The following is a 22,053-nucleotide window of genomic DNA, read 5'->3' as shown; positions in this document are numbered from 1 at the left end:
AAAGCGGCGCGCCGGCGGAACAATTTCCCGTTGGCGCGCCGCGAATAAAACGACAACAAATTAAGCGAGGACCTCGACGGCCTGGTTTTGCAGCAAGGCCAGCAGGCGGGCGATTTCTTCGCGCATCTTGCGCCGGTCGACGATCATGTCGACGGCGCCCTTGGTGACCAGGAACTCGGCGCGCTGGAAGCCTTCCGGCAGTTTTTCGCGCACGGTGTTTTCAATCACCCGCGGGCCGGCGAAGCCGATCAGCGCCTTCGGCTCGGCGATCACGACGTCGCCCATGAAGGCGAACGAGGCGGACACGCCGCCCATGGTCGGATCGGTCAGCACGCTGATGAACGGCAGCTTCTTCTCGGACAGCTTGGTCAGCATCGCGGTGGTCTTGGCCATCTGCAACAGCGACAGCAAGCCTTCCTGCATGCGCGCGCCGCCGGTGGCGGTGATGCAAATAAACGGCACCTTCTGCTCCAGCGCGACCTGGGCGCCGCGCACGAAGCGCTCGCCGACGACCGAGCCCATCGAGCCGCCCATGAATTCGAATTCAAAGCACGCCACCACCACCGGCAGGCTCATGATGGCGCCGCCCAGCACCACCATCGCGTCGGTCTCGCCGGTCGCTTCCATGGCCGACTTCAGGCGGTCCGGGTATTTTTTGCTGTCTTTGAATTTGAGGGTGTCGACCGGCAGGATTTCCTGGCCGATTTCATAGCGGCCGCCGGCGTCGAGCAAGCCGTCCAGGCGGGCGCGCGCGCGGATGCGCATGTGGTGGTCGCACTTCGGGCAAACATGCAGGTTCGACTCCAGGTCGGTGCGGTACAGCACGGCTTCGCACGACGGGCATTTGACCCACAGGCCTTCCGGCATGGTTTTGCGCGCCGCGGCGTCGGAACGTTGAATCCGCGGGGGCAGCAATTTTTCTAACCAACTCATATTCTCTCCTATGGCCCTGTCGGGCAGACGGTTACTCCGGCAAGCGGCGCACGGGCCCGGCGGCCGCGCCGGGGCGGGGCTATGCGCCCGACCCGACGGGCCGGCGGCCCCGTCCCATCCTTGCTTCACCAGTGATAGCTTCGTTCAGTGGCCGTAGTGTAGCCGTTTAGGGCCGGGCTGTCGAACTTGCCCCAAAACAATTATCAAAGTGGGCGGCGGCGTCCGGCCTCATCTACTGTCGCTTTGCGCCGCAACGGCGTTGCGGCGTCAGGCGTCGAGCGCCTCGCGGATGCCGGCGACGAAGCTGCGCACGGCGGCGGGCGCTCCCTGCGGCGGCGCATTCTCGATTTCCTGGATGATGCGGCTGCCGATGACGACCGCGTCGGCCACCGCCGCCACCGCCTTCGCCGTGGCGGCGTCGCGGATGCCGAAACCGACGCCGATCGGCAGCTTGACGTGCCGGCGGATCGCCGCCAGCCGCTCGGCCACCTGGACGGTGTCGATATTGCCGGCGCCGGTGACGCCCTTGAGCGACACGTAATAGCTGAAGCCGCCGCCAACCTTGGCGACCTGGGCGATGCGTTCCTCGGTCGAGGTCGGCGCCAGCAGGAAGATCATGTCGAGGCCGTTGGCGCGCATCGCCGCGGCGAACTCCTCGCATTCCTCGGGCGGATAGTCGACGATGATGGCGCCGTCGGCGCCGGCCGCCTTCGAGGCGGCGATAAACGCCTCGGCGCCCATGCGTTCGAGCGGATTGGCGTAACCCATCAGCACCACCGGGGTGCTCTGGTTGGTTTCGCGGAAGCGGCGCACGTATTCGAAGACGTCCTTCAGGCCGATGTTGAACTTCAACGCGCGCTCGCAGGCGCGCTGGATCACCGGGCCTTCGGCCATCGGATCGGAAAACGGCACGCCCAGTTCGAGGATGTCGGCGCCGCCCTCGACCAGCGCGTGCATCAGCGGCAGCGTCAATTCCGGGCCGGGGTCGCCGGCGGTGATGAAGGTGACCAGGGCGGTTTTTTTCTGCGCCGCGAGCGCGGCGAATGTGGCGGTGATTCTGGACATGGATGGCTTTCTATGATTGTGTGGAATGGGGCGGGCCGGCGCCGCTGCGGGCGCCGCTGGCGGCTTACGCTACGCTAAGCCGACCTACCAATTCAGCCCCATCCGCTCCGCCACGGTGTGCATGTCCTTGTCGCCGCGGCCGGACAAATTGGCCAGCACGATCTGCTCCTTCGGCAGGGTCGCCGCCAACTGGGCCGCGTAGGCCAGCGCGTGCGACGACTCCAGCGCAGGAATGATGCCTTCTATGCGGCAACAATCGTGGAAAGCCTGCAGCGCCTCGTCGTCGGTGATCGAGACGTACTGCGCGCGCCCGGAATCCTTCAACCACGCGTGCTCGGGGCCGACGCCCGGATAGTCCAGCCCGGCCGAGACCGAATGGGTCTCGATGATCTGGCCGTTTTCGTCCTGCAGCAAATAGGTGCGGTTGCCGTGCAACACGCCCGGGTAGCCGGCCGTCAGCGAGGCCGCGTGCTTGCCGGTGTGCAGCCCCTCGCCGGCCGCCTCGACGCCGACCAGGCGCACGTCGCGCCGGTCGATGTAGGGATAGAAAATACCCATCGCGTTGGAGCCGCCGCCGATGCAGGCGAGCACGTAGTCGGGCTGGCGCCCGGTCATTTCCGGCATTTGCACCAGGCATTCCTCGCCGATGACCGACTGGAAATCGCGCACCATCATCGGGTACGGATGCGGGCCGGCCACGGTGCCGATGATGTAGAAGGTGTTTTCAATGTTGGTGACCCAGTCGCGCATGGCCTCGTTGAGCGCGTCCTTGAGCGTCTTGGAACCGGACTCGACCGGTACAACGGTGGCGCCCAGCAGCTTCATCCGGTAAACGTTCTGGGCCTGGCGCTTGACGTCCTCGCTGCCCATGTACACCACGCATTCGAGGCCGAAGCGGGCGCAGATGGTGGCCGTGGCCACGCCGTGCTGGCCGGCGCCGGTTTCGGCGATGATGCGCGGCTTGCCCATGCGCTTGGCCAACAGGGCCTGGCCGATCACGTTGTTGATCTTGTGGGCGCCGGTGTGGTTCAAATCCTCGCGCTTGAAATAAATCTGCGCGCCGCCCATCATCTCGGACCAGCGCTTGGCGTGGTAGATCGGCGACGGACGGCCGACGAAATGCTTCAGCTCGTAGCGGTATTCGTTGAGGAATTCGGCGTCGTTGCTATAGCGCGCGTAGGCCTCGTTCAGCTCGGCCAGCGCGTGGCTCAGGGTTTCGGCGACGAAGGCGCCGCCGTAGGGGCCGAAATGGCCCTTGGCGTTTGGCAAATGGTAATCGGTGGCGTGGAACAATGCGGCGGCTGGGCCGGATTCAGGCAGGCTTGTCATGGGATTTTTCTCTTTCAATGATGGCATCGGCGGCACGGATCGCCCGGACGAAGTCGCGGATCCTGCGCGCGTCCTTGATACCCTTGTCCGCCTCGACGCCACTGCTGACGTCGACTGCGTAAGGGCGTACGCGTACCACCGCGTCAGTCGCGTTTTGTACGCTCAAGCCACCACTTAAAACGACCCGAGGCGCGAGTTCTTTTGGAATGAGAGACCAATCAAATACCTTTCCTGCGCCGCCGTAGGCATCGACATACGTATCGAGCAAGAGGCCCGAAAACAAGGTGCTGGCGGCGCGGTAGCGCTGCTCGTATTCTAACAAATCGGCGGCGCTCGTGTCGGGCTTGACGCGAAAAACCTGCATGAAGGGACGATTCGCGGCGGCGGCCAGCCTGGCGCTGTGCTCGGGCGATTCGTCGCCGTGGAACTGCAACAACGCCAGCGGCGCGATGCGCGCCACCATCGCCAACTCGTCGACGCTGGCGTTGACGAACAGGCCGACGGCGCCGACGAAGGGCGGCAGCGCGGCGATCAGCTCGGCGGCGCGGCGCGGCGTCACATAGCGCGGACTCTTCGGATAAAACACCAAGCCGATCGCGTCGGCGCCGGCCTCGACCACCGCCGCCACGTCCTCGGCGCGGGTCAGGCCGCAAATCTTGATACGCGTTCTCTGCATCATCACTCTCCTGCAAATAGGGGATCGTCCCTACACTGCGGGGTCACGTCTCAATATGGCGGTTTTCAAGGCAAGAACACCGCCATTCCGGGACCTGCCCCCAGGGTTGTTGTTAGAACCAGGGCAAGGGGCTGGCGGCTTCTTGCGGCAGGCACCATTTGGGGTCGTAGTCGATTTTCGCCAGATACAAACCGTCCGGCATGAAGGTCGGCGCGGCGTCGGCGCGGCAGCGCCCCGCCAGCACTTCGCCCAGCCATTGCGGCGGGTGTTTGCCCAGGCCGATGTAGATCAGCGAGCCGACCAGGTTGCGCACCATGTGGTGCAGGAAGGCGTTGGCGCGGATGGTGAAGACGATCAGTTCGCCGCGCCGTTCGATGCCGATTTCATGCATCAGCTTGACCGGCGACTTGGCCTGGCAGTGCGCCGCGCGGAAGGCGGTGAAGTCGTGCCAGCCGATCAGCGGTTTGACCGCTTCGCGCATCGGCGCCACGTCGAGCGCGCGGAAGACCCAGCCGGCGCGCCCTTCCAGCAGCGGCGAGCGGGTGGGATTGTTGTAGAGCACGTAATGGTAGGTGCGCGAGCGCGCGCTGAAGCGGGCGTGGAATTGCTCGTCCGGGTTGGCGGCGGCGACGCTGGCGTCGATTTCGTGCGACCAGCGCACCGCGATCGAGGCCGGCAGGAAGGTGTTGACGCCGCGGATCCACGAGTGGATGTCGCGTTCGAGGTCGGTATCGAAGTGTACCACTTGCTCCAGCGCGTGCACGCCGGTGTCGGTGCGGCCGGCGCAGGTGGTGCCGACCGGTACGCGGGCAAATTTTTCCAGCGCGATTTCAAGCTGGTCTTGCACCGTCTGGCGGTCTTCTTGTTTCTGGTAACCGTGCCAGGCCGTGCCGTCGTACTGGACCCCGAGTGCTATCCGTTTCAATTGCTGTCCAATGTGAAGTCTGTGTCAGCGCATTATACTGCCGCGCCGACACAGTCCGGGCCGCGGCCTTACCCCAGCAGTTGCCGCATCGAGTTGGCCTTCGCCACTTGGGCGTCGCTGCCGCCCTTGATGACTTCGTCGATCAGTTCGCGCGCGCCTTCCTTGTCGCCGATTTCCTGGTAGGCGATCGCAAGGTCGAGCTTGGTGTCCATTTCCATGTGCGCCGCCGACAGCGGGTCGTCGACGCCGCTGCCAGCCGATTTGGCCTCGGCGCCCAGGTCGAGGTCGATGCCCGACAGGTCGAACTCCGGCGCCGCCGTTGCCGCCTCTTGCGTCACCGGCGATGCCGGCTTGGCGAAGAAGTCGTCGATCGATTCGCTCGACAAGGGCTCCGCCACCGCCGCCGGCGTCGCCGGCAGGTCGAAATTCATCAGGTCCAGATCCATCAGCGGGTCCGGCGCGGGCGCCGCGGCAACGCTGTCCACCGTGCGCGCCGGCTCAAGGTCCAGGCCGAAGTCCATGCCGTTGTCGGGCGCGGGGGCCGGCTCGGCGCTGGCCTCGGCTTTGTCGAACGGCATGTCGAAGTCCATGTCGAACGACGCGTCGGCGGCCGGCGCCGGCGTCGCGTCCGGGCCGGGCATGGCGATCGGCGCCGTCGTCGAGACCGGCTCGAAGCTCAAGCCGCCGAGGTCGAAGTCGAGGAAGTGGCCGGTGTCGGCGGCGACCGAGGCCGGCGTCGGCAGCGCCGTCTCCTGCGACGCCGCGTCCAGCCCGAAGTCGCTGGCGCGCGCGGCCGGCGCGGTCAATTCCTGGTCCAGGTCGAAATCCGGCTGGAAGTCGGGTTCGGCCAGCGCGGCGGCGGCCACGGCCGCGCCGGCGGTCGCGGCGGTGGCGGTGGCGGCCGCGAGGTGGGCGTCGAAGGCGTGTTCCTGCGGCTTTGCCGGCGACACGTCGGCCGGCGGCGCGGCGCCGTCGCTGTAGAGCGGATTGTTCGGCTCCAGGGTCAGCCCCAGCCCGGCGGCCTGGCGCCATTCCTCGCCCTGCCCCTTGGTCATCGCGTACAGTTCGCCGGCCTGCATTTCAAAGGCACGCGCGTCCTTGCGGGTGGCGTAGATTTCAAGCAGCTTCAGGCGCACCGGGTGGCGCTCCGGATGGGTGCGCAGCGCTTCCTTCAGAATTTCCTCGGCCTGGGCGTCGCGGCCGTAGGCGATGTAGACGTCGGCTTCGGCGACCGGGTCGACTTCGTTGGTGTCGAGCTGGCTGGCCGACGGCGCGAAATTGGAGTTGAACACGCTGTTGTTGGTGTCCACGCTCTGGCCGCCGGATTCGGCGAAGATCGAGTGGGCTTGCTCGCCCGGGTCGCCCAGCACGCCCGGCTCGACCTTGGGCGGCGCCTTTTTCTTGCGCCGCGACATGACCAGCGCGGCGACGCCGGCCAGCAGCGCCGCCAGGGCGATGCCAACCGAGCTGATGTTCTCCATCAGCGTGTCGACGATGGACGGCTCCGGCGCCGGCGCCGGCGGGGCTTTCTTCACCAGCGGCACCGGCTTTTGCTTGGGCATCTCCGCGCTCGGCGCCGGGACCGGCGCGCCCACCACGGGCGCGTCCGGCACCACGACGGCAACGGCCGGCGCGCTGGCCGCGGCCTGCATCGCCTTGCTTTTTACCGCCATCAACTTTTCCAGGTCGCTGACGTTCTTTTCCAGTTCCTTGACGCGGGCCGCCGCCTCGGCGACCTGCTTTTCCTTGGCGATCTTGTCTTCGACGCCGGCGACGGCGGTGGCGCCGCCGGCCGACGCGGCCGGGGCCGCCTTCGACAGTTTCAATTGGTCTTTCGATTCGTTGGCCGGGGTGGCGCGTTCCTCGACCTTGGCGGTGATCTTGCCGGCGGCGCTCTGGCCCGCTTCCGCGTCCTTCGACGGCGCGCCGGCGGCGACCTGGCCGGCCAGCTTGTTGCGGTAGGCGGCAAAATCGGCCGCGTGCGCGACGATGACGCCGCGCGCCTCGCCATCGCCGGTGTGGCGCAAGGTGTCGGCGTCCGGCACGGCCAGGATGCGGCCCGAGCGCAGGCGGTTCATATTGTTGCCGCTGAACGCTTCCGGATTGGCGCGGTAGAGCGCCACCAGCATCACGTCGAGCGACACGTTGGTCGGCTTGAGTTGTTTGGCGATACGGCTCAGGGTGTCGCCCGTTTTGACGCGGTAGTCCGGCTCGTCGGCCCGCTTCTGCGCTTTTTCAGGCGCCGGCTGGGACGCGGCGCGCGCCGCGCGTTCGGCCCGCGGCGCGGCCGGGGCCGCCGGCTCCGCCTGCTGGGCCCGCTGTGCCGCTTGGCTTGGCGGTGCGGCCTGGCTTGGCTGTGCCGCTTGCTGCTGCGGCGCTGGCGCCTGCTGCTGCGCGCCGCGCGGCGTCGCCAGGTCGACTGGCGCGGCCACCTGCGCCATCTGCGACTGGCGCATGTCGGCCGGGTCGAGCAGGAAGGTGTATTCGCGCACCAGGCGGCCGCCGTTCCAGCTCAGTTCGAGCAGCATGTCGACGAACGGTTCGTTGACCGGCTGCGACGAGCTGACGCGGATGAACTGGCGCCCGCCGCGCTGCTCGACGGCGAAGCGCAGCGACAGCAACGCCGGGTTGAAATCGATGTTGGCCAGGCGGAAGGCTTCGGCCGGGGCCAGCTTCGCAGCCAGCCCGGACGCCTCGTCGGCCGCCACGGAAGTGAGCTCGATTTCGGCCCGCAGGGGCTGGCCCAGCGAGGATAAAACAGTGAGCTTGCCGAGACCGGCCGCTTGCACCGCGGGAGACAATAAAACTGCACAGGCGACAGCACTGGTGAGTGTTTTCAGCGCGAAGGAAACGACCCTGGGGCGAGTATTTACAGGCATATTTGGCGGCATCATGGTTGACAGGGGAGAATAGGTGCTTTCCCGGAGGTCTCAACATATCATCATGCACTGGCGCGTGCAAGCTTTGCGCACGCTTTCCGCCCCTGCGGAAGGGGTTGTTTGATTTTCGGCGGTACTTTAGGCTTGAAATAGCCGTTTTCGCCCTGTAAGCCAGAGGCGAAGGCCGGGGTCGGAGCGCCAGGGTCCGACCCCGGTTTGACGCCGCCGGCCCGGTTTTCAGGCGGCGGCGCGGGGGTTTTTTGAAGCCCGGTTTACGCGTCCAGCAGGATGCGCAGCATGCGCCGCAGCGGCTCGGCCGCGCCCCACAGCAATTGGTCGCCGACGGTGAACGCGGACAGGTATTCGCCGCCCATGCTCATCTTGCGCACGCGCCCGACCGGAATGGTCAGGCCGCCGGTGACGGCCGCCGGCGACAAGTCGCGCACCGAGGCTTCGCGGGTGTTCGGCACCAGTTTGACCCATTCGTTGTTGCTGGCGATGATGTCGTTGATTTCGTCGAGCGGCACGTCTTTTTTCAGCTTGATGGTCAAGGCCTGCGAGTGGCAGCGCATCGCGCCGATGCGCACGCACAACCCGTCGACGGCGATTTCCTTGCTGCCGAAGTCGGCGCCGCGGCCGAGGATCTTGTTGGTTTCCGCGCCGGCCTTCCACTCTTCCTTCGACTGGCCGTTGCCCAGGTCCTTGTCGATCCACGGGATCAGGTTGCCGGCCAGCGGCGCGCCGAATTGCTTGATCTCATCGGCGCTGTAGCCGTGCTGGGTCGCCAGCACCTGGCGGTCGATTTCCAGGATCGCCGAGGCCGGGTTGTCGAGCAAGGCCTTGACCGAGCTGTTGATGGTGCCGAACTGGGTCAGCAGTTCGCGCATGTGCTGCGCGCCGCCGCCGGAAGCGGCCTGGTAGGTCATCGAGGTCATCCAGTCGACCAGGTCGTGTTGGAACAGGCCGCTCAAGCCGATCATCATGCAAGAGACCGTGCAGTTGCCGCCGATGTAGTTCTTGACGCCCTTGCCCAGCGCGTCCTTGATGACGTGCAGGTTGACCGGGTCGAGCACGATGACCGCGTCTTTTTCCATGCGCAAGGTCGAGGCCGCGTCTATCCAGTAGCCGTTCCAGCCGGCCGCGCGCAGTGCCGGGAACACCTCGGCGGTGTAGTCGCCGCCCTGGCAGGAGATGATGATCTCGCACTTGCTCAGCTCGGCGATATTGCCGGCGTCCTTCAGCGTGGTTTCGTTCTTTGCCATCGCCGGCGCGGCGCCGCCCGGGTTCGAGGTGGTGAAAAACACCGGCTCGATGAAGTTGAAATCGCCCTCTTCCTGCATGCGTTGCATCAGGACCGAACCCACCATACCGCGCCAACCTACCAAGCCAACTAGTTTCATCACTTTTCCTCAACAATAAACGGGCACGCCCGTAGCTTCACATATGTTCTTTATTGCGCCAGCGCCTTGACCACGGCGTCGCCCATGTCGACGGTGCCGACGCGGGTGGTGCCGGCTTCGTAGATGTCGCCGGTGCGCAAGCCCTGCGCCAGCACCTTCTTGACGGCGGCGTCGATGCGGTCGGCCTGCTCGCTGCGGTTCAGCGTGAAGCGCAGCATCATCGCCGCCGACAGGATGGTCGCCAGCGGATTGGCGATGCCCTTGCCGGCGATGTCCGGCGCCGAGCCGTGCGACGGTTCGTACAAGCCCTTGTTGTTGGCGTCGAGCGAGGCCGACGGCAGCATGCCGATCGAGCCGGTCAGTTGCGCGGCGCAGTCGGACAGGATGTCGCCGAACATGTTACCGGTCACCATGACGTCGAATTTTTTCGGCGCGCGCACCAGTTGCATCGCCGCGTTGTCGACGTACATGTGCTCGAGCGCGACGTCCGGGTATTCCTTGCCGACGTCGATCATGATGTCCTTCCAGAACTGGAAGGTTTCCAGCACGTTGGCCTTGTCGACGCTGGTCAGGCGCTTGTCGCGCTTTTGCGCGGCTTGGAAGGCGACGTGGGCGATGCGGCGGATTTCGCCTTCGGCGTAGCGCATCGTGTCGTAGCCTTCGCGCTGGCCCTTGAAGGGGCCGTCCGGGCATTCGCGCACGCCGCGCGGCTGGCCGAAGTAGATGTCGCCGGTCAGTTCGCGGATGATCAGGATGTCCAGCCCGGAAACGATTTCAGGCTTCAAGGTCGAGGCGTTGGCCAGTTCCGGGTACAGGATGGCCGGGCGCAAGTTGGCGAACAGGCCCAGGTTCTTGCGCAGGCCGAGGATCGCCTGCTCCGGGCGCAGGGAACGCTCCAGCTGGTCGTACTGGTAGTCGCCGACGGCGCCGAACAGCACCGCGTCGGCGGCCTTGGCCAGCGCCAGGGTCGCGTCCGGCAACGGGTGGCCGTGCTGCGCGTAACCGGCGCCGCCGACCGGCGCCGTTTCCATTTCGAAGGATTCGCCCAGCACGTTCAAGACCTTGACGGCTTGCTCGATGATTTCCGGGCCGATGCCGTCGCCAGGCAGGATTGCAATTTTCATATTATTCGATCAAGTTAGATAACGTTCGCCAACCACGGTTGACTGGCCAGATGGCGCTCCTCGAAGCTATGGATGGCGTCGGCGTGGCGCAGCGTCAGGCCGATATCGTCCAGTCCATTCATCAGGCAATACTTGCGGAAGGCGTCGATGTGAAACGGATAGGAGACGCTGCCGTTGCTGGTCCTTACGCACTGCTGTTCGAGGTCCACCACCAGCTTGTAGCCGGGGAAGGCTTTGACTTCGTTAAACAGATGGTCGATCTGCGCTTCCGGCAAGACGATCGGCAGCAGGCCGCTCTTGTAGCAATTGTTGAAGAAGATATCGGCGAAGCTCGACGCGATGATCGCGCGAAAACCGTACTGGTCGAGCGCCCACGGCGCGTGTTCGCGCGAGGAGCCGCAACCGAAGTTCTTGCGCGTGAGCAGGATCGAGGCGCCCTGGTAGCGCGCCTCGTTGAGTACGAACTCCGGGTTCAGCGGGCGGCGGCTGTTGTCCTGGCCCGGCTCGCCGTGGTCGAGGTAGCGCCACTCGTCGAACAGGTTGGGGCCGAAGCCGCTGCGGTGGATCGACTTCAGGAACTGTTTCGGGATGATGGCGTCGGTGTCGACGTTGGCGCGGTCAAGCGGGGCCACCAGCCCTTCGTATTGCGTAAATTTGTCCATGGTTGCTCTGCAGTGTGCTGACGGGCGGACCGTCAGGCCCGCCGCATCGCGTGTTATTTTTTGCCGGCGCCTTCAACGGCTTGCCCGACCTTTTGAACGTCTTTACCGAAGCCCGACATGGTATTACAACCGGTCAAAATAAGGGCGGTAACGCATAGCGCAATGAGTTTCTTCATCTTATTCTCGCTTGAGGGTGATCTTGGTATAAGCGGCCGCCGCGACCAGCGCGGCCGCCGTCATCGCAGCTTGCGCACGTCGACGAAATGCCCGGCGATACCGGCCGCGGCCGCCATCGCCGGCGACACCAGATGGGTGCGTCCGCCCTGCCCTTGCCGTCCCTCGAAATTGCGGTTCGAGGTCGAGGCGCAGCGCTCGCCCGGCTCCAGCCGGTCGGCGTTCATCGCCAGGCACATCGAGCAGCCCGGGTCGCGCCATTCGAAGCCGGCGTCCTTGAAGATCTGGTCCAGGCCCTCGCGCTCGGCCTGGTCCTTGACCAGCCCGGAACCCGGCACCACCATCGCCAGCGCGACGTTGGAGGCGCGGTACTTGCCGCGCACCACGGCGGCGGCGGCGCGTAAATCTTCGATGCGCGAATTGGTGCAGGAGCCGATGAAGACCTTGTCGATGCGGATGTCCTCGATCGCCATGTTTGGCTGCAAAGCCATATACAGCAGCGCCTTTTCCATCGCGTCGCGGCGCACCGGATCTTTTTCCAGTTCCGGGTCCGGCACGCGGCCGTCGACCGCCACCACCATCTCGGGCGAGGTGCCCCAGCTGACCTGCGGCTTGATGTCGGCGGCGTTGAGCGTGACCACCAGGTCGAAGCGGGCGCCGGCGTCCGAGTGCAAGGTGCGCCAGTAGTCGACCGCGCGGTCCCAGTGCGGTCCGACCGGCGACAGCGGCCGGCCCTTGACGTAGTGGATAGTGGTGTCGTCGACGCCGACCATGCCGGCGCGCGCGCCCGCCTCGATCGCCATGTTGCAAACCGTCATGCGACCTTCCATTGACAACGCGCGGATGGTCGAGCCGCCGAACTCCATCGCGTAGCCGGTGCCGCCGGCGGTGCCGATCTTGCCGATGATGGCCAGCACGACGTCCTTGGCGGTGACGCCGGCCGGCAACGCGCCGTCGACCTGCACCAGCATCGCCTTGGATTTCTTCGCCAGCAGCGTCTGCGTGGCCAGCACGTGCTCGACCTCGGAGGTGCCGATGCCGTGCGCCAGGCAGCCGAAGGCGCCGTGGGTCGACGTGTGCGAGTCGCCGCAGACCACCGTCATGCCCGGCAGGGTCGCGCCCTGCTCCGGCCCGATCACGTGGACGATGCCCTGGCGCTTGTCGTTCATGTTGAAATAGGTCAGCCCGTAGCGCTTGGCGTTGGCGTCGAGCGTCTCGACCTGCAGCCGCGAGACCGGGTCGGCGATGCCGCCGGCGCGGCCGGTGGTCGGCACGTTGTGGTCGGCCACGGCCAGGTTGGCCGAGACGCGCCACGGTTGCCGTCCGGCCGCACGCAAGCCGTCGAACGCTTGCGGGCTGGTGACCTCGTGCACCAGGTGCCGGTCGATGTACAGAATTGTCGTGCCGTCATCCTCGGCCCGCACAACGTGGGATTCCCAAAGTTTGTCGTAAAGCGTCTTCATTATGATTTATGCGGCGTAGCCACAGCCTGTAGTGAGTAATCCACAATGATTATGCCATATTTTGTGCAATGCAAAACCGGGGCCGGGCCGCGGCCCGGTATGGCGATACGAAATTCGGTTTCGATACACAATCCATGACAAACATTGCCAAGTGAGTCGAGCCGTCCCGCGGCGGGACGGCCCAAAAAAAATGCCCGCGGGTGAGGCAGGCACTGTGTCTGTTGCGGCGGTCCGGTCTAGGCCGCCATACGTACACTTCCCCTGCACCCGTCCATCAGAAACGATAGTCCGACCACTAGGACCAACTCGCCCTCGGCCGAGCGGGCGGTGCCGGTAATGCCCTCGACCGCGATCGCGGTCATCGGCTTGATGACCAGGTCGGCGGTGCCGTCGACGGCCTCGACCGCGAGAATGTACGGTTGTGGCGCCGCCACAACAATGCCCACCCGTTCGCTGCACAACTCGTAGCCCAGCGCGCCGGCCAGCGAGCGCACCGGCAGCGGCCGGCCCTGGTCCTTGAGCACCGGGAAACCGCCCACTTCCATGAAGGTTTCCGGCAATTCGACGACCCGTTGCACCACCGCCATCGGCAGCGCCAGCGCGGCGCCCGAGGTCGATACCAGCATCGTCGGCACGATCGACAGCTCGATCGGCAGGCGGATCGAGAACTTGGTGCCGACGCCGAGCGCCGAGTCGATGTGGATCGCGCCGCGGTTCTTCTCGACCGCGGTTTTCACCACGTCCATGCCGACCCCGCGACCGGAGACGCTGGAGGCGACGTCCTTGGTCGAGAAGCCCGGCAGGAACACCAGCTGGAACGATTCGTCGTTGGACAACTGGGCCGATTCGCTGATCAGGCCCTTCTCGGTGGCTTTCTTGCGCAGCTTGGCCGGGTCCATGCCCTTGCCGTCGTCCTGCAGCACGATCATCACGCTGTTGGCTTCCTGCCAGGCCTTGAGCGAGATGTAGGACTTGACCGGCTTGCCGGCGGCGGCGCGTTCTTCCGGCGTCTCGACGCCATGGTCCAGCGCGTTGCGCAACATGTGCACCAGCGGGTCGTACAGGCTGTCGACGACAACGCGGTCGACTTCGGTTTCGGCGCCCTCGATGGTCAGTTCGACGTCCTTGCCCAGGTCCTTGGCCAACTCGCGCACCAGGCGCGGGAATTTCTGGAACAGGCGCCCGACCGGCTGCATGCGCGTGGCCAGCGTGGCGCGTTGCAATTCGGTGGAGTAGCGCGAGGCCCGCTCCAGCGTCTCGGCCAGCGTTGCCATCAGCGTCGCGGCCTGCCCTTCGAATTTGAATTGCAGCAGGCGTTCGAGCAGCACGGCGGCCTGGTTGGCGGCCTGCACCGACTCGCCGGCCACTTCCAGCAGGGCGTCGAGCTTGACGGCGTCGACGCGGATGCTGTCTTCCTTGACCGGCGCGGCGGTGCGCACCTCGGCGCGTTCCTCGCGGAGGTCGACACCGTCCCAGTTCTTGCCGCCGGCTTTGGCGGCCGGGGCCGCTGCCGCCGCCGCGGGCGCGGCGGCCACCGGCTCGGCGACGGCGGCGCTGGCGGCCGGCGCCGCTGCGGCTGCCGCCGCGACGGCCGGCACGTAACTGCCTTCGGGGATCACCGCGACATACATCGCTTCCCAGTCCAGGCCGTCGGCGCCAACCGGCACCGGCGCGGCGGCGGCGACGGGCGCGGGCGCGGGCGCGGCGGCCGGAGCGGCCGCGGCCGCCTTGGGCGCCATCGCCTTGCCTTCAATGGCGTTGGTCAGGATCAGTTCGAGTTCGGCCGGCATCGCCGGCAGACTCTCCGGCGCGTTGCCGTTGGCCAGCTCGGTGAGCTGGTCGGCAACAAAGCCGGACGCCTGCAACGCCGCCTCGATGGCGATCGGCGTCACCGGCGCGGCGCCGGTGCGCAGCGCGTCGAACAGGTTTTCGGTCAGGTGGCAGGCCGCCACCAGCGCCGGCAGGTTCATGAAGCCGGCGCCGCCCTTAATGGTATGGAAGGAGCGAAACACCGCGTTCAACGTTTCCTTGTTGTCGGGGTCGCGCTCAAGGCACAGTAAATGCTCTTCAACGTTAACCGCAAGATCCATCGCTTCAACGACAAAATCCTTGAGCATATCGTCCATTAGAATCCCAGGTCAGCAAGAAGATCATCGACATTGTCTTGGTCCAGCGCCGCCGACGGCACCGATGGACCCTGCATCAACACCACCGGCTTGTGCGCCAGTTTCTCACGCATGGCCGGCGGCGCGTTGTCGCGCAACAACTCTGCCAGTTCGTGCTCCACCGTCTTGGTGATCATCACGACCTTCTTGATCAACTGCCCGGTGATGTCCTGGAAGTCCTGCGCCATCATGATTTCCAGCAAGCGCGCCTTTTCCGCCTCGGTGGCCTCGGTCACGGTTTGGGCAAACTGTTTCGAGTCGCCGGCCAGGGTCTTGAATTCATCCAGGCTGAGCTTGCCGGCGAACAGCGCGGTCCAGCGCCCGTCCATGTCCTTGGCCTTTTTCGACAGCGCGTCCTGCGCCGGCATGCCGTCGTCGAGGGTGTTGAGGACCTTGTTGGCGGCCTGCTCGGTAAGGCTGGCGACGTATTCCAGGCGGTCCTGGGCGTCGACGATCTGCGACGAGGCCTCGGTCAGGGCCTTGTCGTAGCCAAGCTCGCGCAGCGAATCGTGCAACAGGCGGACGATGCCGCCGAGGCGCTCGAACATCGGTTTGTCGGCGGCGTCATCGGCGCCAGCCGGCGCTTCCGCCGCGGCGGCGACGGACGCCGGCGCCACGGCCGCGGCCGCGGCGGGCGCCGGCACGCTCGCCGCTACCGAGTCGAACAGGGCATCGAAATCGTCGTCGGCGGACGCGGCGGGGGCTGGTGTGGGGGTTGGAGCAGGTTTCGGCGCAGTGGTTTGCGCGGACACTTCATCGAATAGTGCGTCGAAATCATCAGCGGCGTTGGTCATAGTCCCTGCTTCTCCATAATTTGTAAAAATGTGTCGCCTACACGTTGCGTATCACAGACTTATACCTGGAATTCTTCCGATTAAGATGACTTCCGGCAATATAACAGCGTTTACGCGAGTGTAGCAGGGCGCTGGCTGCTTGTTCAATGTGAATCCGCTGTTTCGGCCGCCGCGCGCCAGCGCAAGGACCTCGGCGCGACGGAATCGCCCGTCAGCAGTTGCATTTTGAAATACTAACATCGGATAGAGAAGCAAAACACGCACCGGGCAACAAATGCCCGCCTTTTTGTAAAAAGCGCCGCCAAAACGCCCCGCGGCGGCGCAAAGCGTGGCCTGACCGGCACGGCTGGCGAAAAAGCGTCGATAGCATTGATAAATATCAAGTCTTTGCGGTCGGACAATGATCGCATTCGCGTCTACAATGAAGACAGGCCGCGCCGCCTGCGGCCGCGGTCAAGCTGATCAAGGAGATGGCCATGTATAAGAAAATTCTGATTGCGACCGACGGCTCCGCCGTCTCGAACATGACGGCCTGCGCCGGCGTCGCGTTCGCCGAGCAAATGCACGCCGACATCCTGGCGCTGTACGTGGCGCCGGAATACCAATACCCGGTATACATCGAGATCATTCCGCCGAGCTATCCGAGCGAAGAGGAATACCGCGCCGCCATGAGCAAGGCCGGCGCCGAGCACTTGCAGCCCATCCACGACGCGGCCGCCAAACGCGGCCTGAAAAGCGCCGGCCTGACGGCGTTTTCCGACAGCGCGGCGCTGAAAATCGTCGACGTGGCCAAGCAGTGCGACTGCGACCTGATTTTCATGGGCTCGCACGGGCGCAGCGGCTGGGGACAATTGTTGCTCGGCAGCGTCACCAACAAGGTGCTGTCGCATACCACGCTGCCGGTGCTGGTACACCGCCTGATCAAGGAACCGTCGACCTGAACGCGCGGCGCCGGTATGCGCCGGCGTTATTCGCGGCATCACTTAAGGAAATAGCAAACTAACTAAAAACTATAGTATATTCGCCTCCTTATTTCAGTTTAACCTCTTGCAGCGGCCAGCAATGCCGGCCGGGCACCTAACCATTTCCCTATGATACGAATTGTCATTGCCGACGACCACACCATCATGCGTGAGGGTTTGAAACGCATACTCGACGGCGCGCCCGACATTGATATCGTTGGCGAAGCGATCGACGGTTTCGAAGTCCTTGGCCACGTGCGCCAGGGCGGCTTCGACCTGCTGCTGCTCGACCTGTCGATGCCGGGGCGCAGCGGCGTCGACCTGATCCGCCAGATCAAAAGCGAGGCGCCCAAGCTGGCCATCCTCATTCTCACCATGCACGAGGAGGAGCAGTACGCGGTGCGGGCGATCCGCGCCGGCGCACAGGGCTACCTGACCAAGGAGAGCGCCGGCACCCAGCTGGTCGGGGCGATCCGCAAGGTCGCCTCGGGGCAGCCCTACATCAGCGCCGAGGTGGCGGAGCAACTGGTGCTCAACATCATGATGCCGAATGAGAGCTTGCTGCACAAACAGTTGTCGGACCGGGAATTCGAGGTCTTTTCCCTGCTGGTGGCCGGCAAGTCGATCACCGAGATCGCCAACAACTTGCACCTGAGCGTGAAAACGGTGAGCACGCACAAGACCCGCATCATGCAAAAAATGGGCATGAGTTCCCTGTCCGAGATGGTCCAGTACGCCGTTGCCCACCGTCTGCTGTCGCCTTTCAAAACCTGACCCACGCGGTCGCCCGGCCAGTTCGCAGTAGGAACAATCCTACAGCGAGCGCGCCACCTCCTACCGCCATATTCAGCGCCTGCTGATATCAATCAAGCACCCTAGTTGGCATACTGAAATCAGCGAATCAAGTTGCTGGCCGGTTACTCCCCTACCCGACAGGCCGTCAGCGGATTGAGCCGCAACGTGGTCTGTACGGTGTTTGTGCCCAGGCGACGCGCCGCCCGACCCGCTGCCGCTGCCGCTCGATCCCGTTTGGGGCCGCCCTGAACCTTGACGAGTGGTCCAGGTTCTGATCGACAGGCGCCGCCGTACTTGGAGACGGCGCGCCGCACCGGTCGGAGCGGGACGCTCAGCGAGGCGAGCGCTTCCCTAATCCGATATTTGAAATTTGATGTACCTGTCAACAGGAGATGAGCATGCTGTCAACGCAAACGTCTGAAATCCGTCCCGCTTCGTCGTCGGCCGCGCAGTCTTCGTCGATGGAAGCGGGCCGCCAGCGCCAAGGGCGGCTGTGGTCGAATTTGAAGGAAGTCTGTGATTTGCTGCATATTTCAACCGCCTGCTCGATCGCCGCCGACGAGCTGCTGTTCCAGCACGTGCAGTTCAAGACCGGCCAGCGCGTCCACACCATCGGCCAGCCCTTCGACACGCTCTACATCGTCAACTCGGGTTTCCTGAAAACCGTGCTGATCGACGAATTCGGCAACGAGCAGGTGCTGAGCTTCCCGATGAAGGGCGACATGCTCGGCGTCGACGGCATCCATTCCAAGCATTATTCGTCGGAGGCGGTGGCCTTGTCGGACTGCGACCTGATCCTGCTGCCGTTCAAAAAACTGACGGCGCTGGGGCGCATCCATATCGAGCTGGAAAATGTCATGTACGGCGTGATGAGCCGCGAACTGGTGCGCGAACAAGCGATGATCGGCATGCTCGGCGCCCTCAGCGCCGAGGCGCGGGTGGCGCGCTTCCTGGTGTCGCTGGCCGACCGCTTCGCCCAGATGGGCTACTCGAGCAAGTTGTTCAACCTGCGCATGACGCGCCACGAAATCGGCAGCTACCTGGGCTTGACCCTGGAAACGGTCAGCCGCACGCTGTCGGCCTTCAATGAAATCGGCCTGATCAGCGTCGACCAGCGCACCATCGGTATCAAGGACCCCGACGCGCTGAAAACGCTGCGCCGCCTGCCGCCGTCGCGTTCGCGCGCCAAGCAACTGGCGGCCGCGAAACTGCGCGCCGGCGCCGAACCGGCCGCCCCCGTGCAATTGTTGGCGACCATTTAATTGGCCGCCGTTGCGCACGCCAGCGTCGATCAGTAATCAAGTGTCAGCGTGAGTTGATGTGAACCGGTTTTACCCCCAGCTTCGGCCCGGCCAGCGCAAGCTGCAACCGGGCCTTTTTTCGTACTGTCCCGCCGGGCGCTTCAGCGACCGCTTTACTGCTCGCGCGCCAGGGTGCCGTTGACAACCCGGACCTTGTCGCCGACGCGGTAAGACGGATCGTTTTCAAACGCCACCGTCTGGGCGCCGCCGTTGGCAAACCGCACCACCACCTCGTAGTGCTGGGTCTTGCGTACATTGCGCTCGATGTTACGGCCGGCGTAGGCGCCGCCCAGCGCGCCGGCGATTTGCGCCGCGGTGCGGCCGCGGCCGTCGCCGACCTGGCTGCCGAGCAAGGCGCCGACGACACCGCCGCCGATGGTGCCCAGATAGCTGCCGTCGCCGTTCACCTCGATCACATTGACCGCTTCGACCGTCGCGCAGTTGGCGCACACCACCGGCGCCGGCCGTGGCACCGGCGGCGCCGCGCGGGCGGCCAGCATCGGCTGCCTGAGCGTGGCGCTGGTGACGCGCTGGCCCTGGCGCAAATTGGCCACCACCGCGCTGGCCGGCGTGATGTTGTCGCGGCGCTTGATGGTGTAAGTGCCGACGTATTCACCGGCGCGCACCTCGGGCAGGAAAAACACCCCCTTGGTGCCGACGATGGTCATGTCGGCCTTGGCGCCGGGCGTGCCGCGCACGGTGAATTGCAAGTCGCTGCCGGGAAGCAGGTCGTCGCTTGGCAGGACCTCGAAGCGCTCGATTTTCAGGTCGGCGATGGCGTCCTGGCGGGCGCCGTGGCGGCCCACGCCCTTCAGCAAGGACTCACTGAGGACGGCGCTGGTGACCAGGTTGCCTACGCGCAAATTCGCCGTCACGGGGCTGCGCGCCTCGATGCTATCGCGTCTGCCGAGCGTGTAGGTGCCTTCGTACAGGCCGGCGTCCACCTCGTTAAGCACCAGGTTGCGGCGGGCGCCGTCGATACGGATGGTGGCGCTGCCGCCCGGCGTGCCGTACAGGCTGAAGTTCAGTTCGACGCCCGGTTCCAGACGCCGCACTTCGTCGACGTTGAAGCCTTCGATGCGCGGCGCCGCCGTGTCGTACTGGCTCGACTGCTGGGCCTGGGCCTGGGCTTGGGCCTGTTGCGGCAGCGCGCTCAGCGCCACGGCAAACAGCGGCAACATGGCGAAATGCACGGCGCACAGGGTGCGCGAATAGTTTGGAAGGGTTTTGATGATGTTCTCCTTGGATCGTTGGGCGCCTGGACGCACGGTAGCGGGCGGTGCTTGCCACCCGTCAATAAAGCCAGCTTAATCCGTTCGCCGCCGGGCAATCTGTACGCTGGCGTACATAGGCGCGCAAATGCGGCTTGCCTATACCGCTTGCCGCAGCAAATAAAGCTTGCATTTTCAGCCACGCTCAACAATAATGCAAATACGAATCATTCTCAACTGAGATAAAGAAGGTTAGTCATGCACAGCCAAAAATCCACCACCGCCACCCCCTCTATCCACCCAGCCGCGGCACTGTCGAGCGCGCAGCCGGCCCAGCCGGCGCGGCGCATTACCAGCGCGGCGCTGTTGGAGGAGCGCCGCGAAGTCGAAATCGAGCACGCCGGCAAGGTCTACCGCCTGCGCGTGACGCAATTGAACAAGCTCATTCTCACCGCCTAGGCAGTTTCCGGCCAACGGCCGGCCCACCCCAGCCAGCCAATCCCGCGCGGTCGCACGACACGCCGGCAGCCAGCCAAACCACCCCCGAACAGGAGCGTTTGATGGCGATCGATCGTATTGACCCCATATTTCTGTCCCAAAACAATGTGGCGCACCAGCCCGAGCTGATGCTGTCGGCCGTGCTGCACCTGATGTCGCACTACACCGCGCGCAGCGCCGAAAACGGCGCCTGCCTGAAACTGGCGTCGGTGATTGAACGCCACCTGAAGGCGCTGGCCGGCCTGCCCGACCTCGGGCCGGTGCTGCAGGCGACCTGCCAGCAATTGTCCGAACAGTGGGCCGCGGTCGTCGAGCGGGCCATGCCGCAGCCGCATAAAAGCTCCTTCCTCAGCCGCATCATGGGCGCCGCCAAGGCCGCCGCGCCGGCCCAGCGCCCGCCCACCTCTTCACGCCAGACAGGATAGCCGCCATGTGCGACAAAGACCAAGCCACCGCGACCACGCACCCGCCCGTGATCAGCAATTGCGCCGGCGACGACGCCGCGCCCGCCGCGCTGACGTCGCGCCGGCGGCGCATCTGGGAACTCTCGCACACCTGCCACTGCCCGCTGGTCGGGGTCGGCCTGCCGCTGGGCGGCCTGCGCAAGCTGGTGGGCAAGATGACCGGCGGGCGCGTACTGGCCGACGACTACGAGGTACACGTCGGCGCGGTGACCGAGTGCGGCAGCCGCAACCGCCTGTCCGAAGCCTTGCACAAGGAACTCGAACGGCGCTACGCCCACGTGGTTCAGCGCTTCCGCGGCGCCAAGAGCGCCGACCAGGTGGCGCAGCTGTGGCAGGCGGCGGTGGCGGGCGGCGACGTCGCCGGCGCCTTTTGGGCCGGCTTGACGCACCCGCGCTGCGACGCCGAGCTGGAGGAGCGCATGTGCCGCGACCTGCACATGATCCAGCACCAGGCCGGCGCGTGCGTGCGCGCCGACATGGGCAAGTTCAACCAGTTGGTCGAGGAAAACGCCGCCATGGCGCGCGAGCTGGCCAAGCTGCAACAACGCAGCCAGGCCCTGCTGGCCGACAAAAGCACCGAGCTGGAGCGCACCGACGGTTTGCTGATGCAGGCGCGCGCGCAGGCGATCGGCAAGGACAGCGTGATCGACGGCTTGCGCGCGCAACTGGCGCAATTGCGGGAGTCGATTCCGGGACTGGCGTCGCGCACCCGGCTGGCGCAGCGGCTGGCGCAGATGGACCGGCGCGAGCGCGACTTGCGCATGCAGATCGTCGACTTGAAGCAGACCCAGGCGCGCGCCCCGGACGCCCCGCCAGCGCCGGCGCCCATCAAACCGGAGCCGGCGCGCGGCATGAAGATGCCGATCCGCCTGGTCGACCGGAGCGTACTGTGCGTGGGCGGGCGCAGCGGCAATGTCGCCACCTACCGCGCGCTGATCGAGCGGGTTGGCGCGCAGTTCGCGCACCACGACGGCGGCCTGGAGGACAACGCCAACATGCTCGATTCGAGCTTGGCGGCGGCCGACCTGGTGATTTGCCAGACCGGCTGCATCAGCCACAGCGCCTACTGGCGCGTCAAGGACCACTGCAAACGCACCGGCAAGCGCTGCGTGTTCATCGACAATCCGAGCATCTCCAGCCTGGCGCGCGGGCTGCAGGAAGTGAGCGGCGACATCGAACCGGTAGCGGCGGTCTAAGGAAGGCCGCCGGCGGCAAAGGGCCGGCGGCGCCTAA

20 protein-coding genes are annotated in these 22,053 nt (G+C 65.4%); 6 read left to right on the top strand and 14 right to left on the bottom strand.

What is annotated here, in order from left to right; all coding sequences use genetic code 11:
- Positions 1-60: 60 nt before the first annotated feature.
- The 13 genes from accD to ACFDR9_RS05725 all read right to left on the bottom strand — a co-directional run bounded on the left by accD (position 61) and on the right by ACFDR9_RS05725 (position 15,589).
- Positions 61-933: an acetyl-CoA carboxylase, carboxyltransferase subunit beta gene (gene accD / locus ACFDR9_RS05785; protein ID WP_026133459.1), complete on the bottom strand. Its 873-nt coding sequence runs from the start codon at positions 931-933 to the stop codon at positions 61-63.
- Positions 934-1,200: 267 nt separating this feature from the next.
- A complete protein-coding gene (gene trpA / locus ACFDR9_RS05780; RefSeq protein WP_017879130.1) occupies positions 1,201-1,998 on the bottom strand; it encodes a tryptophan synthase subunit alpha in 798 nt (265 codons plus the stop codon).
- A gap of 84 nt (positions 1,999-2,082) precedes the next feature.
- Positions 2,083-3,327 carry a tryptophan synthase subunit beta gene (trpB, locus tag ACFDR9_RS05775; protein WP_035787935.1) on the bottom strand — a complete coding sequence of 415 codons (1,245 nt, stop codon included), beginning with the start codon at positions 3,325-3,327 and terminating at the stop codon, positions 2,083-2,085.
- Positions 3,311-4,003: a phosphoribosylanthranilate isomerase gene (locus ACFDR9_RS05770; protein WP_026133457.1), complete on the bottom strand. Its 693-nt coding sequence runs from the start codon at positions 4,001-4,003 to the stop codon at positions 3,311-3,313. The genes trpB and ACFDR9_RS05770 overlap by 17 nt, the downstream gene beginning before the upstream one ends.
- Before the next feature lie 112 nt (positions 4,004-4,115).
- On the bottom strand, positions 4,116-4,928 hold the full coding sequence (gene truA / locus ACFDR9_RS05765; protein ID WP_017879127.1) for a tRNA pseudouridine(38-40) synthase TruA: 813 nt from the start codon (positions 4,926-4,928) through the stop codon (positions 4,116-4,118).
- A 68-nt stretch (positions 4,929-4,996) separates the two neighbouring features.
- Positions 4,997-7,729: a FimV/HubP family polar landmark protein gene (locus ACFDR9_RS05760; protein ID WP_409030366.1), complete on the bottom strand. Its 2,733-nt coding sequence runs from the start codon at positions 7,727-7,729 to the stop codon at positions 4,997-4,999.
- A 350-nt stretch (positions 7,730-8,079) separates the two neighbouring features.
- The gene (asd, locus tag ACFDR9_RS05755) at positions 8,080-9,207 is read right to left on the bottom strand and encodes an aspartate-semialdehyde dehydrogenase (RefSeq protein WP_081611973.1); all 1,128 of its coding nucleotides are present in this window, start codon (positions 9,205-9,207) and stop codon (positions 8,080-8,082) included.
- A gap of 50 nt (positions 9,208-9,257) precedes the next feature.
- Positions 9,258-10,331: a 3-isopropylmalate dehydrogenase gene (leuB, locus tag ACFDR9_RS05750; RefSeq protein WP_017879124.1), complete on the bottom strand. Its 1,074-nt coding sequence runs from the start codon at positions 10,329-10,331 to the stop codon at positions 9,258-9,260.
- A 14-nt stretch (positions 10,332-10,345) separates the two neighbouring features.
- On the bottom strand, positions 10,346-10,993 hold the full coding sequence (leuD, locus tag ACFDR9_RS05745) for a 3-isopropylmalate dehydratase small subunit (RefSeq protein WP_017879123.1): 648 nt from the start codon (positions 10,991-10,993) through the stop codon (positions 10,346-10,348).
- A gap of 53 nt (positions 10,994-11,046) precedes the next feature.
- Positions 11,047-11,169, bottom strand: coding sequence for an entericidin A/B family lipoprotein (locus tag ACFDR9_RS05740; RefSeq protein ID WP_409030365.1), 123 nt, complete (start codon positions 11,167-11,169; stop codon positions 11,047-11,049).
- A 60-nt stretch (positions 11,170-11,229) separates the two neighbouring features.
- Positions 11,230-12,633 (bottom strand): 3-isopropylmalate dehydratase large subunit, encoded by a 1,404-nt coding sequence (leuC, locus tag ACFDR9_RS05735; RefSeq protein WP_026133455.1) that lies wholly within the window; start codon positions 12,631-12,633, stop codon positions 11,230-11,232.
- A gap of 233 nt (positions 12,634-12,866) precedes the next feature.
- Entirely contained in the window at positions 12,867-14,756 is a 1,890-nt protein-coding gene (locus ACFDR9_RS05730; RefSeq protein ID WP_409030364.1) for a chemotaxis protein CheA, read from the bottom strand.
- Positions 14,756-15,589 carry a protein phosphatase CheZ gene (locus ACFDR9_RS05725; RefSeq protein WP_327075882.1) on the bottom strand — a complete coding sequence of 278 codons (834 nt, stop codon included), beginning with the start codon at positions 15,587-15,589 and terminating at the stop codon, positions 14,756-14,758. Before ACFDR9_RS05725 ends, ACFDR9_RS05730 begins: the two co-directional genes overlap by 1 nt.
- Positions 15,590-16,065: 476 nt before the next feature.
- On the opposite strand from ACFDR9_RS05725, the gene ACFDR9_RS05720 reads away from it, so the two are divergent.
- The 3 genes from ACFDR9_RS05720 to ACFDR9_RS05710 all read left to right on the top strand — a co-directional run bounded on the left by ACFDR9_RS05720 (position 16,066) and on the right by ACFDR9_RS05710 (position 18,608).
- Positions 16,066-16,530, top strand: coding sequence for a universal stress protein (locus ACFDR9_RS05720; RefSeq protein ID WP_026133453.1), 465 nt, complete (start codon positions 16,066-16,068; stop codon positions 16,528-16,530).
- 150 nt (positions 16,531-16,680) lie between these two features.
- Positions 16,681-17,325, top strand: coding sequence for a response regulator (locus ACFDR9_RS05715; protein WP_409030363.1), 645 nt, complete (start codon positions 16,681-16,683; stop codon positions 17,323-17,325).
- A gap of 482 nt (positions 17,326-17,807) precedes the next feature.
- Entirely contained in the window at positions 17,808-18,608 is an 801-nt protein-coding gene (locus ACFDR9_RS05710) for a Crp/Fnr family transcriptional regulator (protein WP_035789016.1), read from the top strand.
- 152 nt (positions 18,609-18,760) lie between these two features.
- Here ACFDR9_RS05710 and ACFDR9_RS05705 read toward each other — a convergent pair whose 3' ends face one another.
- Positions 18,761-19,915, bottom strand: coding sequence for a glycine zipper 2TM domain-containing protein (locus ACFDR9_RS05705; RefSeq protein WP_409030362.1), 1,155 nt, complete (start codon positions 19,913-19,915; stop codon positions 18,761-18,763).
- Between the two features lie 201 nt (positions 19,916-20,116).
- Between ACFDR9_RS05705 and hemP the strand changes: the two genes are divergently transcribed.
- The 3 genes from hemP to ACFDR9_RS05690 all read left to right on the top strand — a co-directional run bounded on the left by hemP (position 20,117) and on the right by ACFDR9_RS05690 (position 22,016).
- Entirely contained in the window at positions 20,117-20,317 is a 201-nt protein-coding gene (hemP, locus tag ACFDR9_RS05700) for a hemin uptake protein HemP (protein ID WP_409030361.1), read from the top strand.
- Between the two features lie 101 nt (positions 20,318-20,418).
- The gene (locus tag ACFDR9_RS05695) at positions 20,419-20,781 is read left to right on the top strand and encodes a hypothetical protein (RefSeq protein WP_051068346.1); all 363 of its coding nucleotides are present in this window, start codon (positions 20,419-20,421) and stop codon (positions 20,779-20,781) included.
- 5 nt (positions 20,782-20,786) lie between these two features.
- Complete coding sequence (locus ACFDR9_RS05690) at positions 20,787-22,016, top strand: DUF2325 domain-containing protein (RefSeq protein WP_409030360.1); 1,230 nt, start codon at positions 20,787-20,789, stop codon at positions 22,014-22,016.
- Positions 22,017-22,053: the final 37 nt, after the last annotated feature.

This window comes from Janthinobacterium sp. CG_23.3 (assembly GCF_046115965.1).
In the GTDB taxonomy this organism is placed as follows: domain Bacteria; phylum Pseudomonadota; class Gammaproteobacteria; order Burkholderiales; family Burkholderiaceae_D; genus Janthinobacterium.
Note: the sequence above shows the minus strand (reverse complement) of the source record. Positions and strands in the feature narration are given on the sequence as shown.